This is a genomic window from Ohtaekwangia kribbensis (assembly GCF_042676245.1).
In the GTDB taxonomy this organism is placed as follows: Bacteria; Bacteroidota; Bacteroidia; order Cytophagales; family Cyclobacteriaceae; genus Ohtaekwangia; species Ohtaekwangia kribbensis.
In genome coordinates this window covers 1,550,190-1,563,454 of sequence record NZ_JBHTKA010000001.1, presented here as the reverse complement: position 1 = coordinate 1,563,454, position 13,265 = coordinate 1,550,190, and the positions used below count along the sequence as shown (strand labels likewise).

The following is a 13,265-nucleotide window of genomic DNA, read 5'->3' as shown; positions in this document are numbered from 1 at the left end:
TGAAAAAATGAGGGCAGCCTTTTGGGCTGCCCGCTATATATACTATATGAATTTTGATTACTTAGCCTCTTTCGAGATAAGTTTACCCAGCTCTTTACCAGCTTTTGCATAGGCTTCCTGCAGACGAACTCCGGTTTCGAAGTCCATACCCATCGCCTGGTAACCCAGTGATTTCAGAATGGTGATCTTGGCAACTACTTTCGTAGGATCAGCAGTCTCTACGATCGTTACCTCAGCATCTATATAGGCTGGCTTGCTGGCAACACCTACGTTGAAACCAACTTCCGTACGGGTTGTGTGGAAGATGATCGTATACTGAGCTTTTTCATCTACAGTAGACATTTCAGAGTGCTTGGAGAACAGTTCGCGGAATTGCGGCTCGAAACGCTCTTTGCGATCTGCAAACCATGCTGCCTCAAACTTGTCACCTCTGCCCGGTTCTTTTTCATCAAGCTCTTTCTTTCTTTTCTCAAGGTAAGCTTGCTCGGCAAGGTCCTTACCACCAATCAGCATATTGTCATACGTGAATTGTGTGTTTACAGATTTCTGGCCTTTCAGGGGCTTCAGGCTTCCTTCTGTGATCTTGATTTTCTGGGCATAACTGGTCAACGACACAGCCACTAACATGATTGTAAAAATTCTTTTTAGCATAGTGATTAAGTTTTGGTGTCAAGAAAAGTAAAGTTCTGCACTAACACAATACAGCAAGGGGTAGAATTGGAATATAAAGGTACACCCTTATTACATTAACAGAGACTTAATCCGTAAAATGGAAATGCTGTATATCTTTATCCCGTAATTGGAATTTTTCCAACGCCATAATTGTGAAAAGATTCGTTTTTTACGTTTAAACGCAATAATTACTTTCTGTTACCAAAGTTGTAGTATCTGTTTCGAACGACTAACCAAGTAATTATGAAAACATATTCTGCCATCGTACTAATAGCTGCCCTCGCGATTGTGAAACCTTTTCAGGCATCATCTCATACGCTTGAGGTAACTGAACATGCACAATCCAAACCGGCACCCGGCAAGATCACAATCATTTCAAACAACCTGTCAGGCGACAGTGTTAGCGTAGCTGATGCGAATCGTTATAGTGTGATTCTCACCAAACATGAAGATGGTAACCTGGATCTTAACCTCGATCAGATTGACGTGAACAATGCTTCCGGTAAATCCATGAACGACAAAGTAATTATCCATATACTCAGCATGTCAAAATTCGAAATTGATCTGTCTGCACTGCCTGCAGGAGTATACCAGATAAAAACAAAAACAGGTTCTGTTACCGTAGAGAAGAAGTAAAGCGCTTTGCTTTGGCGAAAGTGTAGATGAAATTCCGAATATCTTCTACATGAAAATGTTATAGTTAACGTGTTGTACATTACTTTAGCGTATAGGTAAAACACCACCTATGTACAAAGTATTTGCTACTCTCCTTGTTCTTCTGAACGTTGTTTATTCTACAGCCCAGGTTAAAAACACACAAATCGTTGAGGCAGAAAATTCGGGCAACGTCAGCATAGCCTTCAACTCTAAAAACAGTCAGTATCTAACGGCTGCCCTCGGCAACAGTATCTATTATAGTATAGATGGCGGAGCAACGTGGGAGCGAAGTGCAGCAACCTTTCCGGCAGGAGAACATTCTGCATTGATTGCCGACACTAAAGGAGATTTGTATTATTTTCTGCAAACTGCAGAAGGCGGTGTCCATAAAATTATAAGCTACACTTCCGGAGATGGCGGGAAAAGCTGGAGCGAAGGCGTACCTGTAAATGCAGAATCTACGAAAGACCAGGTTGCTCCCAGTGTTACGTTGGACGATAAGAATAATATTTACCTCACCTATACACAGTTCGATAAATATATAAGCAGTGACGCCAACTGCCTCTCACACGTACAACTCACTACATCTTCAAGCGGAAAGAAATGGAGTAACCCCCAGGAACTTTCGCAAACACCCGGTAATTGTACAGACGATCACAACACTGTTGCGGGTAGCATGGCCGTTGTAAGTTTTGATGGCAAGGAGTACTGCACATGGTCTAACCAAAACAAAATATACCTCGACCGTTCCTTCAATGGTAAAATATGGTTGACAAATGATATCGCCATCATCCGCCAGTCAGAAGGCTGTGATGAAAATGTAACCGGAGATAAACGATGTGCCACGGTGCCGGTTATTTCAACAGATCGAAGCAAAGGTTCTTATAAAGGAAGTCTGTACCTGGTGTGGTCTGATTGGATGCGCAGCGACCAGGATGTGTTGTTTGTACGCTCGCATAACTTTGGCGATAACTGGACATCCCTTTTGAAAATAAATGATGTGGAGGCTGGCCATCAATATAGTCCGTGGCTGGCGGTAGACCAAACTACCGGGTATATCTATATACTATATTTCAATCGCAATGAAGAGGGCATGACTGATATATACATGTCGTATTCAGTTGATGGTGGCTCCAGTTTCAAAAATGTGAAAGTCAGCGAAAGTGCTTTTAAAACAGAAAGTGCTTCTAATGTAAGTTGCCATATAGCAGCCGGTAAAGGAACGATTGTATCGGCATGGACCCGCATTGAGCAGGGAAAAACAACTGTACTGACAACGGTGATCAAACACGATGATCTTGCAAAAATGAAGTGATCGTTATCAACTCATACGAACTGATAACGATCTATATTTTATTTAGCAGTTCTTGCCGTCTACATCACAAGCTTCACCGGAAGTTACTTCTTTGCCAACTTCTTTGAATACCTGTACAAATGTCTCCGGAGTCTGTGCTCCTGAAACTCCATATTTACTGTTAATGATATAGAACGGTACACCACTGATGCCGAGTTTATGCATTTCTTTCTCCATGTCGGCAATGCGTTTCAGTGAGCCTTCATCGGATAAAAGCAACTCTACTTCTTCGCGGTCAAGACCAGCCTGTATAGCCAGGGCAATAAGATTTTTATCACTTGTCAGATCTGTACCTTCTGTAAAATAAGCTTTAAAGAGATCTTCAATAACCGTGAGGTCTTTACCTTTTAACTTGGCAAGCTGTACAATGGCATGCGCTTTACGGGTATTGGGTGATATATGTTGTTTATCGAAATTAAAGGTTAGTCCTTCCGTAGCAGCGACTTGTGTTGTGTGATTGGTGATCTGTTCGTAACGATCTTCACTTCCAAATTTATCGACCAGGTAAGCTCTGTGGTTCGTGCCTTGTGCTGGCATCTCGGGGTTCAATTCAAACGGATGATATTCTACTTCGAAGGTATATTCAGAAGAAAGTTGCTGCATCGCTTTTTCAAGCCTGCGTTTACCAATGTAACACCACGGACATACTACATCCGAAACGACATCGATCTTGATAACGGGCTTGTTTAACATTGTTATAGGCGTATTCATGTATAATTTCTTTGTTTGATAGGCAAACAGGGATCGTATTTCAATAGTTCAGTCCAGGGGGAGTGCCAAGGTTTTGAGGACGTTCTTCGGCATGAAATATCAAACCTTTGTTGTACTTTTGTGTTCCCAGTTAAAAGAAAAAATCAATATATAACATGACCGTAGACGAAAAACTCAAATTCAAGGTTAAAGACCTGTCCCTGGCTCCATGGGGTCGTAAAGAAATAACATTAGCCGAGGCTGAAATGCCGGGTTTGATGGCTCTTCGCGAAGAGTTTGGTAAACAAAAACCATTGAAAGGTGCACGCATCGCAGGCTGTCTTCACATGACTATCCAGACTGCTGTATTGATCGAGACACTGGTTGAGCTTGGTGCAGAAGTATCGTGGTCATCCTGCAATATTTTCTCTACGCAGGATCATGCCGCGGCTGCTATAGCTGCTGCCGGAATTCCTGTATTTGCCTGGAAAGGTATGAATGAAAAAGAGTTTGACTGGTGTATCGAGCAAACGCTTCATGCTTTTAAAGATGGCAAGCCTTTGAATATGATTCTGGATGACGGTGGTGATCTTACCAACATGGTGCTTGATCGTTTCCCTGAACTCGTAGCCGGTATCAGAGGTATATCTGAAGAAACTACTACCGGTGTACACCGCCTGGTTGAGCGTATGCACAATGGTAAACTTCCATTGCCTGCTATCAACATCAACGACTCCGTAACCAAATCAAAATTCGATAATAAATACGGTTGTAAAGAATCTTGTGTGGATGCTATCCGCAGAGCAACCGATGTTATGATCGCTGGTAAAGTAGCGGTTGTAGCGGGTTATGGTGATGTGGGTAAGGGTTCTGCTGCTTCATTGCGCGGTGCCGGTGCCCGGGTTATTGTAACCGAGATCGATCCGATCTGCGCGCTGCAGGCTGCAATGGACGGCTATGCAGTGAAGAAGATGGACGATGCTGTGAAGGAAGCTGACATCGTGGTTACTGCAACCGGTAACTTCAACATTGTTGTAGAGCGTCACTTCCTCAGCATGAAAGACAAAGCTATCGTTTGTAACATCGGACACTTTGATAACGAGATCGATGTAGCATGGCTTAACAAGAATGCAACGAAAGACGAGATCAAACCACAGGTAGATCTATACACACTGAAGAGTGGCCGTCAGGTAATCCTGTTGGCAGAAGGCCGCCTGGTAAACCTGGGTTGCGCTATGGGACACCCTTCATTTGTAATGTCTAACTCTTTCACAAACCAGACCCTGGCTCAATTGGAACTTTGGAATCATTCTGACAAGTATGAGAACAAAGTATATATGCTGCCGAAACACCTGGATGAGAAAGTGGCATCGTTGCACCTGAAGAAGATCGGTGTAGAGCTTGATATTCTTTCAGATGCACAAGCGAAATACATTGGCGTAGAGACAAAAGGTCCGTTCAAACCGGATTACTATCGCTATTAATTCAACATTGAATTATATTGGAGAAGCCCGCGGTTATATCGCGGGCTTTTTTGTTTACAGGCGTGTACAGTCGCCTAACGGTTGCTCTATGTGTTTACATTGCCTGAAGTCTTTTCTACCTTTGGTTTGTACCTTACAATTGATAATTTCTATGAAAACTGCTTTTTATTGTATACTTCTTTCGTTTATCGCACTAACCGGATTCAGAAATTACTACCAGGGAGAAAATATCGAATTCTCGTGCATGAAAACGCACAAAGCCTCTAACACCTGCCACTTCAATTTCAAGGTAGATGGAGCCAAGTATCGTTATGTAGATATAGGTTGCAAATTCAGCAGCAAGCGCGATGAAGTAATCAAGAAAGCAAAAGAAGGAACCATTGCCCTCTCCAGAGACTGGAAGATCGAATGCCCCGAACCCAAAGAACAAAAACCTGACGGTGGACTTTAATTGAGAATATATAGGAAGAGTATATATAGGGTATATCTATCGAAGTATATCTTAGCCTCACCAAACATCAACACAAAGCCTAGGCCTGCATCCTGCGCTGAAAGTAAGGTCGAAGAATAGCCCTGTCCAAAAGTATCCAACCCACCACGATGTTAAGCATGATGATGATGTTTATGATCAGCTTTCCACTGAATGTAAAGACTGGAATCTCCTGCTGAATAATTTTTTGAGGAAGCGAAGAGTCATTGAGACTGATGCTGGTTGATCCGTCAAACACTCCGGAAGCGATCAACAGCGCTGCAGCGCCGATCGCAGTTAATACACCGATCAGTAAAAATATAGCATTGCGTATAGGCCATCGTGAAGGTGTTGGTGACGGAGCGGTGTCCAGCTTTTGCATAACGCGCGCTGTAAAATCACGCGAAGGTTCAGCAAGCGATGCGTGTTGAAATATAGTATGTACAGCACGCAGTTCATCCAGTCGTAAACGGAGCAAAGCATTCACGCGAAGCTCTTCTTCAAGCTTTATTTTCGCTGGAGCAGCCAGTGTACCATCCAGGTACTCAAGCAGTATATCTTCTTGTGCTTGTGATAGTCTGTTCATGTTCCTACAAAGTTAACGCTTCGTGGTTCAATAATATTTTCAATTCATCTGCCAATCGCTGGCGTGCCCGGTGTATGCGCACCTTTACCGTATTGGCCTGCATACCGGTAATGTCGGCAATTTCATCCAGCGAAAATTCATCGAGGTAAAACAATGTCAGGGCAGTGCGGTCAGCTTCATTCAGCTTCATCATAGCCTGGTTAAGATAGCGCGTTTTGTCCGTTTTCTCTAGCGATACTTCACCTTCGTGGTTATATACAATTACGGTATTCTCTATACTCTGAAATACTTTATTGTTCTTTCGCTTATAGCTGATGGAAGTGTTGAAGACAATACGGTATAGCCAGGTAGAGAACCGTGCCTGCCGGTTAAAGCCTGCCAGGTTCTGATATGCTTTAATAAAGGCATCTTGCGCAGCTTCTTCGGCTTCCGGTCTGTTTTGCAGAATCTTTACGGCAATAGTATATGCATACTGCTTGTGCCGGTTTATGAGCTCGGCAAAAACATTCTGCTCACCTGCCAGAATTCTGTCAATTAGCGGTAGATCCGGATCCAATATCATGTTGCGTGGTTTGACGCAGCGTCTTCAGCGGAAGTTACAGCTTCTGTGCTATATTTTCTTGCTATAATAACTGAATAACTTTTGGTGAAGGCGTGTAACGTGATGGTAAATGCCTGCGTCAAAGCTGCAAATCTCAAATAATAAAGTATATGAATATCGAATTTCTGGCCATCATGATCCCGATCATTTCCATCATTGGATTTTTTATAATGATCATTTACCTGCGCAAGTACGAAAACACCGAACGAATGGCGATGATCGAAAAAGGCGTAAGCCCGGAGTTCCTCAACATTCGTAAAATCAGAAACACATCTTTTCCGTTGCGCGCTTCATTGTTACTGATAGGAGCAGGGTTAGGCTTGCTGTTAGGGCACATTCTGGAGCGCAGCTTCGCGCTTGAAGAAGAAGTAGCATACTTCTCCATGCTGTTCATCTTCGGAGGTATAGGACTCGGCCTCGCCTATGTTATAGAAGAGAACAAGAATGCGAAGGAAAAACAACTCTAGTTCTTACTTTGTTGTCGTAACATGTACAAGAGGACTGGCATATATATTGGCCAGTCCTCTTGTGTTTATACAGTATTGCTCGTGATGTAGCGATATAGCATGTGTATATCGTGTAGTAAACGTATATGTTTTCCAACACGTTGTAGAACAATTCAACAGGTATCGGTCCGGTTAAAATCTTTTAATAACTGTAAGTGGTTGTTGTGCAGTAATTTATTAGTCAGTGAGCTCCCTTGGCATATAATTGTAATAAGAGGTAAACAGAATGAATGTTTAACTTAATTTTTTAAAACCATGAAAAAAGTATTGTTCGTTTTCGCATTAGTTGCAGGTATAGGTGCAGCAAACGCTCAAGTAGCAAGTGAACCAGCTCCAGCAGCTACTGAGTCAACACAAATGCAGGATGAGAAAGTAAAGATTAAGGCAGAAGAACTTCCTCAAACTATCAAGAAACAATTGGAAGGTGAAGATTACCGCGGATGGTTGATTAACGCTGCTTACCACAACAAAGCAAAAAATACATACGAAGTTGAACTGAAAAACGGTGCTGAAACTAAAACTGTTAAGTTCGACAAAGAAGGTAAAAAGGTTGATTAATTCGCCCTCCAAACAATCCCTATTTGTTAATTTGAGAAAGCCGGAATTATTCCGGCTTTCTTTTTTATTTTTCGGCCAGTTATGGCGAATATCCTAGTAATTGAAGATGACCTGACCTTTTCCAGAATACTGGAGGGGTTTCTGAAAAAACATAAATATTCAGTTCAACTGAGTCATAAAGGGAAGGATGGATTAAAGACGTTTACATCAGGAGCATTTGACCTGGTGCTGGTGGATTACCGCCTGCCCGATGCCACCGGTATGGATGTATTGCTCGATATAAAGAATACATCACCCGATATACCGGTAATTATCATGACCAGTTTTTCGGATATACGTACAGCTGTAAAAGCGATCAAAGCAGGAGCCTTCGAGTATATTACCAAGCCGGTAAACCCGGATGAGTTGCTGATGATTGTTTCGCAGGCACTCAAAAAAGAAAAACGAAAAATTTCTGAAGTAATAGCAGCTCCCGTTGCCAGCACCAGTGCTTTTGTGCAAGGTAAAAGTGTGCAGTCGCAGCAACTGCATGAGTATATACGACTCGTTGCGCCTACCGATATGTCGGTGATCATTGAAGGAGAAAGCGGTACCGGAAAGGAATATGTAGCGCGTTCTATTCATCAATACAGCAAGCGCGCCTCGCAGACTTTTGTAGCGGTTGATTGTGGTGCGCTTTCAAAAGATCTTGCTGCCAGCGAATTGTTTGGTCACGTAAAGGGTGCCTTTACCGGTGCGCTGCAGGATAAAACGGGTCAGTTCGAAATGGCCAACGGTGGTACGTTATTCCTGGATGAAGTTGGAAACCTTTCGTACGAAGTACAGGTAAAATTACTGCGTGCTATACAGGAGCGTATCATTTCACCGGTAGGCAGCAACAAAGAGTCACGCGTAGATGTACGCATCATTACAGCAACCAACGATGATCTTGCCGAGAGTGTTCGCAAAGGACAGTTCCGCGAAGATTTATACCACCGGTTGAATGAATTCAAAATGCGTGTGCCGGCTCTTCGTGAGCGCAACGATGATGTCGAAGAGTTTCTGACGTTCTTCCGTACAGGTGCCAATAAAGAGCTCGGTAAAAATGTTATAGGCTTTGACGATGATGTACTGGCCATCTTTGCTTCGTACGACTGGCCCGGTAACTTACGCGAGCTCAAGAACGTTGTGAAGCGCGCTGTGCTACTTACCACAGGCGATCGCGTACAGATGGATGCTATACCGGTGGAAATGATTACAGCCGTTAAAGAGCTTCAGGCAAAAGGTAAACCTGCTGCTCCGGTATATGATCTCAAAGCGTTACAGGAAGTGCAGGAGCGCGAAATGATTATGCGCACGTTGAAGGAAGCACGCTATAATAAATCGAAAGCGGCTCGTATTCTCAATATCGACAGGAAGACGCTTTATTTGAAGATGGAGAAGTATGGGATTGAGTGATAGAAGTAAGAAGTAGGTAAAATATACTAAAGATACCTTTTCTACTCTGCGGCTACACGGACTCCTTTTACGAGAGTTTCTACTTCTTCGCGTAGTTGGTGGATGCGCCCGGAAAGTGTTCCAACTTTTTGACCTTGTATAATCTGGGTCTCCAGATCACGGAGTTTTTTGCTGAGGGCTACAGCGCCCATTTGTCCTACGCGGCCTGCCAGTTTATGCACAACATCACGAACAGCATCACTGTTCAATGTCAATAATTGTTTGTCAAGGTAATGAAGGTCGGCTTCGGTTTCTTCGAGGAACTGGTTGATTACCGATTGGAAAAGTTCTTCATCACCCATTGTCATTTTTCGTACAGCCGAGAAATCTATAACCGCTGTTTCTGCCAATACAGCCGTGGAGGTGGAGGCCGATATACCCAACAAGTTCAATAACTCATATTCATGGAAAGGTTTGGACAGTACTTTGTCAAACCCCTCATCGAGCAGCTTCTGCTGATCTTGTGGAAATACATGGGCTGTTAACGCTATATATTTTACTTCAGGAGTATATTTCTTGCGGAGCTCCTTGCAGAGATCTATACCATTAATACCCGGCATACGAATGTCGATGAGTATATGCGTTACGTCCGGATCGGGCAGCTCGGCCAGTAATCGTTCTGATTGCTGATAGGTTGTATTCGCAATGGCGTGCTTGTCAAAAATAAGTTTGCCGAGTCGTAAAATCATCGTGTCGTCATCTACCAGTATAACTTTTCCGGTAAATGGTGCAGAGGCGATTGCAGAAGCAGGCTTAGGTATATGCGCGTGGTCGATTATACTTTCCGGTGCTTTATCAAACGTAAGCTTTACAGTAAAGGTCGATCCTATACCCGGCTCGCTATATACCTCCAGGTTCCCGTGCTGCGCTTCTACCAGCGAGCGCACAATGGTAAGTCCAAGACCAGAGCCGCCACCCTGTTGTTGAAATATAGATGAACCTGCCTGTTCAAACTGGTTGAAGATTCGTTTTATATCCTCCGGACGAATGCCGATGCCGGAATCTGTAATATCAAATGCACAGGTAATTTTATCAGGATACTCGGCCGTCTTTATCATCAGCTTTACAAAACCCCTGTGTGTAAATTTGATAGCGTTGCCAAGTAAATTATAGAGTACCTGGCGCAAGCGGAACGGATCGCCCATCACATCGTGTTCTGCAGCCTGTTCGGTGTCGAGTAAAAACGTGAGATTCTTTTTATCGGCCTGCACGCGCATGGCGTTTTCAACTTCCTGTACTAACTGCAGGAGTTTAAAAGGTTCATGTGCCAATGAAAAATTACCGGAAGATATACGACTATAGTCCAGCACCTCATTTACAATATGCAGTAAATGTTCGGACGAGCTATGGATAGCATCGGCAGCTTCCTGGTTGCTGCCCGGATGTTTCTTGAGTTGTTCAGCAAAGCCGATAATGGATTGTAACGGTGTGCGTATCTCGTGACTCATGTTGGCCAGAAAGCGTTCTTTGATCTTACTAAGTTCTTCCGCTTCATCACGGGCATCTTCAAGCTGCTCTTTATAGTAATTGCTTTTGCTGATATCGATCCAGATGAAATATACCAGTATAGCGGCAATCAGAAAGAAGGCAAGCACCAGTATACTAATGCGCGATATACTTTGATTGAAAAGAAATCCTGCGCGGTTGTTATTGTCGCGCATCTTCTGCAATTCTTCATTCTCTACTTCGTGCAGCGTGTTAAGCAGGCGGTTAATGAAGAGACTGTTCGCGTGGATGAGTTCCAGTTCGCGATGCTGCAGGCGTTTACTCTGCGATTGCTGGCTCGCTTCCAGGTCGAGCATAATGCGCTCTACCTCCTCAAGTGCTTTGTTTTGTCGTGCGAAGGCCAGCGTATCAACTTTTACACTAAACTCTTCCTGTACTTTGATATGCGTTTCAGGAACAGCCGTAGTTTTTTTCTTACCAAAGAGTCTGCCGATGCCTGAACGTTCCTGTTCTTTTTGTACGATGGAGTCTGTATAGGTAGTAATGGTTTTGCGTTGCGTGGTTACAACACTGGTATCAATCTGACTTTGTTCGATGATGGTAGAGAGTGTATCGAGTCTTTTGGTGAACTGTTTCTTCTCGGCATACTTTGATTTGAGCTTGAGGTATGAGAAGAAAAGTTTGTTGCGTTGTGAAAGTATATCTTTCATCGAGCGCAGGCGTTCCAGTTGCAGCGAGTCCCACGACATCAGCATGAGTGAATCAATCATGATGGATACAGACTTCGACTGATTGAGAAATGCTTTATAGGGCTTGCGCGGATTCTTTATTGCTTCAGCACGTTGCAGTTGATCGAGCGTTGTGATTTCTTCGAACACGCGGTTCAGTATGGTGATCTTTTCGTTGGGAGCTGAAAGTTCATCCACGGTATCGAGCATCTCACGAAACGAAAAATGCGTTATACCCAACGCCAGTATAATGGCTACAAATGCCAACAGGAAACCTGCCAGCACTTTTTGCTTCATGGAGGTAGGGTATATCTTATCGCGCAAATACTGCATGCCTCATTCGTTCGTAAAAGCGTTCTGTCGTCCCTGTAAATTTACGCATTGTAAAAGTGTATACAGCTATCGGGCGGCTTTCTTTTCCGGACAGAACGCCTGAAATCTCTTCGACTGGAGTGCCAATAAATGCGATGCTCCCTATAAAGTTACAACTGCTGTCCGAATATCCATACCATTAACGTGACGGATGCCAGCAGTATAATGGCGATAGAAAATACATCCAGCAGGAAACCGGCCTTTACCATATCTTTGATGCGGATATAACCGCTCGAAAAAACAATGGCATTGGGTGGTGTTGCCACGGGAAACATAAACCCGATGCTGGCACTCAGCGTAACAGGAAGCGCTAGCAGTATCGGATTTACATCCAGTCCATCCGCGATACCGAATACAACCGGAACAAAAATCTGTACCAGCGCCACGTTGCTCATAAACTCCGAAAGTATAACACTGGCGGTAATAAGTATAAAGATGAGTCCTACAGTATAGGAGCTTTCGTTTGCAATCATCTGGCCCACCAGTTGAATGATTTCGGCGCGTTTCAGGGCATCGGCCAGGCACAAGCCACCACCGAATAACAATAATATACCCCACTGTATATCTTTACTGTCTTTCCAGTCAAGCAGAAATTTCTTTTCAGCCAGGTTAACCGGCATCAGGAACATGAGCATACCACCGACCATGGCTACGTTGGTATCGTTGAGTATATTTTTGTGAAGGAGATATGTATTGATCGCTTCCTGGAAGATCCAGAAGAAAGAAGTAATGAAAAATATAGCCATTACTAACTTCTCTTCCTTGCGTATTCTTCCTATCTCCTGAAGTTTATCAGCGATGAGTTTGTCCGAGCCCTCAATCTTGTCCAGGTTATTAGGAAAGAGAAATCGTGTTACCATCCAGTACGTCATCAATAACAACGCAGTGGCTACCGGCACACCAATCAGCATCCATTCTCCGAAATCTATACTCTGATGATAAAAGTCTTCGAGCAGTCCCTTAAACACAACGTTGGGTGGCGTGCCGATAACGGTAGCCAGTCCGCCCAGTGTAGAGGCATAGCCTACCATCAGCATAAGTCCCAGGGCAAAGTTTCGTTCGGGCCTGGGTAATTCGTGAGGTGCCTGATCTTTATTTTTCTTTACCAGGTTTATAACCGAGAGCGCTATGGGCAACATCATCATGGCTGTAGCAGTATTGCTGATCCACATGCTGATGAAGGCTGTAGAGATCATAAAGCCGAGTATAATTCCATTACCCGAAGTGCCTGTAATGCGAATAAGGTTGAGTGCAATACGTTCATGAAGCTTATGTTTTTCAAGTCCGAGTGCGATCATAAAACCACCGAGAAAAAGAAAGATGATCGGGTTGGCATACGGTGCTGCAGCCTGTTCCGCTGTCATAACACCGAGAATAGGAAACATGACGAGTGGCAACAGGGCCGCTACCGGTATGGCTACTGCTTCCATTACCCACCACGTTATCATCCATATACCTACGGCCAATACTTTGTTGGCTCCGGGCGAAATAAAATCAGCGGGTATACTTAGCAGAGCGATAATAAATAACAACGGGCCAAGAAAGAAACCAATGACGCGTGTTGAAAGAAATTGTTTATTCACGTAGCGTTAGTGTTTGTTGGAATGTTAAATATAAACTTATCTTTTTATGAATACAGCGCCCTATATATTTAGCAAATAAAAAG

Annotated in this window: 13 protein-coding genes; 7 read left to right on the top strand and 6 right to left on the bottom strand. The window is 43.6% G+C overall.

Features of this window, described 5'->3' with window-relative positions; translation table 11 throughout:
- Positions 1–57: 57 nt before the first annotated feature.
- A complete protein-coding gene (locus tag ACFQ21_RS06215) occupies positions 58–651 on the bottom strand; it encodes a hypothetical protein (protein WP_377576348.1) in 594 nt (197 codons plus the stop codon).
- 264 nt (positions 652–915) lie between these two features.
- On the opposite strand from ACFQ21_RS06215, the gene ACFQ21_RS06210 reads away from it, so the two are divergent.
- Both ACFQ21_RS06210 and ACFQ21_RS06205 read left to right on the top strand, forming a co-directional pair.
- The gene (locus ACFQ21_RS06210) at positions 916–1,308 is read left to right on the top strand and encodes a hypothetical protein (protein ID WP_377576345.1); all 393 of its coding nucleotides are present in this window, start codon (positions 916–918) and stop codon (positions 1,306–1,308) included.
- A gap of 109 nt (positions 1,309–1,417) precedes the next feature.
- Positions 1,418–2,644: a sialidase family protein gene (locus ACFQ21_RS06205; RefSeq protein ID WP_377576342.1), complete on the top strand. Its 1,227-nt coding sequence runs from the start codon at positions 1,418–1,420 to the stop codon at positions 2,642–2,644.
- Positions 2,645–2,686: 42 nt separating this feature from the next.
- Here ACFQ21_RS06205 and ACFQ21_RS06200 read toward each other — a convergent pair whose 3' ends face one another.
- Positions 2,687–3,394, bottom strand: a complete 708-nt coding sequence (locus ACFQ21_RS06200; protein WP_377576339.1) for a DsbA family oxidoreductase — start codon at positions 3,392–3,394, stop codon at positions 2,687–2,689.
- Between the two features lie 155 nt (positions 3,395–3,549).
- Here ACFQ21_RS06200 and ahcY point away from each other — a divergent pair, with 155 nt between their 5' ends.
- A complete protein-coding gene (ahcY, locus tag ACFQ21_RS06195) occupies positions 3,550–4,857 on the top strand; it encodes an adenosylhomocysteinase (protein WP_377576336.1) in 1,308 nt (435 codons plus the stop codon).
- Positions 4,858–5,008: 151 nt separating this feature from the next.
- Positions 5,009–5,308: a hypothetical protein gene (locus ACFQ21_RS06190; protein ID WP_377576333.1), complete on the top strand. Its 300-nt coding sequence runs from the start codon at positions 5,009–5,011 to the stop codon at positions 5,306–5,308.
- Between the two features lie 79 nt (positions 5,309–5,387).
- Here ACFQ21_RS06190 and ACFQ21_RS06185 read toward each other — a convergent pair whose 3' ends face one another.
- Positions 5,388–5,912: a hypothetical protein gene (locus tag ACFQ21_RS06185; RefSeq protein WP_377576330.1), complete on the bottom strand. Its 525-nt coding sequence runs from the start codon at positions 5,910–5,912 to the stop codon at positions 5,388–5,390.
- Between the two features lie 4 nt (positions 5,913–5,916).
- Positions 5,917–6,474, bottom strand: coding sequence for an RNA polymerase sigma factor (locus ACFQ21_RS06180; protein WP_377576327.1), 558 nt, complete (start codon positions 6,472–6,474; stop codon positions 5,917–5,919).
- A 149-nt stretch (positions 6,475–6,623) separates the two neighbouring features.
- On the opposite strand from ACFQ21_RS06180, the gene ACFQ21_RS06175 reads away from it, so the two are divergent.
- The 3 genes from ACFQ21_RS06175 (at position 6,624) to ACFQ21_RS06165 (ending at position 9,014) form a co-directional block, all read left to right on the top strand.
- Positions 6,624–6,980, top strand: a complete 357-nt coding sequence (locus tag ACFQ21_RS06175) for a DUF6249 domain-containing protein (RefSeq protein WP_377576324.1) — start codon at positions 6,624–6,626, stop codon at positions 6,978–6,980.
- Positions 6,981–7,274: 294 nt separating this feature from the next.
- Positions 7,275–7,577, top strand: coding sequence for a hypothetical protein (locus ACFQ21_RS06170; RefSeq protein WP_377576321.1), 303 nt, complete (start codon positions 7,275–7,277; stop codon positions 7,575–7,577).
- 81 nt (positions 7,578–7,658) lie between these two features.
- Complete coding sequence (locus ACFQ21_RS06165) at positions 7,659–9,014, top strand: sigma-54-dependent transcriptional regulator (RefSeq protein WP_377576318.1); 1,356 nt, start codon at positions 7,659–7,661, stop codon at positions 9,012–9,014.
- 41 nt (positions 9,015–9,055) lie between these two features.
- Here ACFQ21_RS06165 and ACFQ21_RS06160 read toward each other — a convergent pair whose 3' ends face one another.
- Positions 9,056–11,524, bottom strand: coding sequence for an ATP-binding protein (locus ACFQ21_RS06160; protein ID WP_377576315.1), 2,469 nt, complete (start codon positions 11,522–11,524; stop codon positions 9,056–9,058).
- Positions 11,525–11,709: 185 nt separating this feature from the next.
- Entirely contained in the window at positions 11,710–13,182 is a 1,473-nt protein-coding gene (locus tag ACFQ21_RS06155) for an SLC13 family permease (RefSeq protein ID WP_377576312.1), read from the bottom strand.
- Positions 13,183–13,265: the final 83 nt, after the last annotated feature.

Bases quoted from the DNA above. Each gene is read 5' to 3' on its own strand.
- ACFQ21_RS06215 (WP_377576348.1), bottom strand. From the start codon at position 651: ATGCTAAAAAGAATTTTTACAATCATGTTAGTGGCTGTGTCGTTGACC.
- ACFQ21_RS06210 (WP_377576345.1), top strand. From the start codon at position 916: ATGAAAACATATTCTGCCATCGTACTAATAGCTGCCCTCGCGATTGTG.
- ACFQ21_RS06205 (WP_377576342.1), top strand. From the start codon at position 1,418: ATGTACAAAGTATTTGCTACTCTCCTTGTTCTTCTGAACGTTGTTTAT.
- ACFQ21_RS06200 (WP_377576339.1), bottom strand. From the start codon at position 3,394: ATGAATACGCCTATAACAATGTTAAACAAGCCCGTTATCAAGATCGAT.
- ahcY (WP_377576336.1), top strand. From the start codon at position 3,550: ATGACCGTAGACGAAAAACTCAAATTCAAGGTTAAAGACCTGTCCCTG.
- ACFQ21_RS06190 (WP_377576333.1), top strand. From the start codon at position 5,009: ATGAAAACTGCTTTTTATTGTATACTTCTTTCGTTTATCGCACTAACC.
- ACFQ21_RS06185 (WP_377576330.1), bottom strand. From the start codon at position 5,912: ATGAACAGACTATCACAAGCACAAGAAGATATACTGCTTGAGTACCTG.
- ACFQ21_RS06180 (WP_377576327.1), bottom strand. From the start codon at position 6,474: ATGATATTGGATCCGGATCTACCGCTAATTGACAGAATTCTGGCAGGT.
- ACFQ21_RS06175 (WP_377576324.1), top strand. From the start codon at position 6,624: ATGAATATCGAATTTCTGGCCATCATGATCCCGATCATTTCCATCATT.
- ACFQ21_RS06170 (WP_377576321.1), top strand. From the start codon at position 7,275: ATGAAAAAAGTATTGTTCGTTTTCGCATTAGTTGCAGGTATAGGTGCA.
- ACFQ21_RS06165 (WP_377576318.1), top strand. From the start codon at position 7,659: ATGGCGAATATCCTAGTAATTGAAGATGACCTGACCTTTTCCAGAATA.
- ACFQ21_RS06160 (WP_377576315.1), bottom strand. From the start codon at position 11,524: ATGAAGCAAAAAGTGCTGGCAGGTTTCCTGTTGGCATTTGTAGCCATT.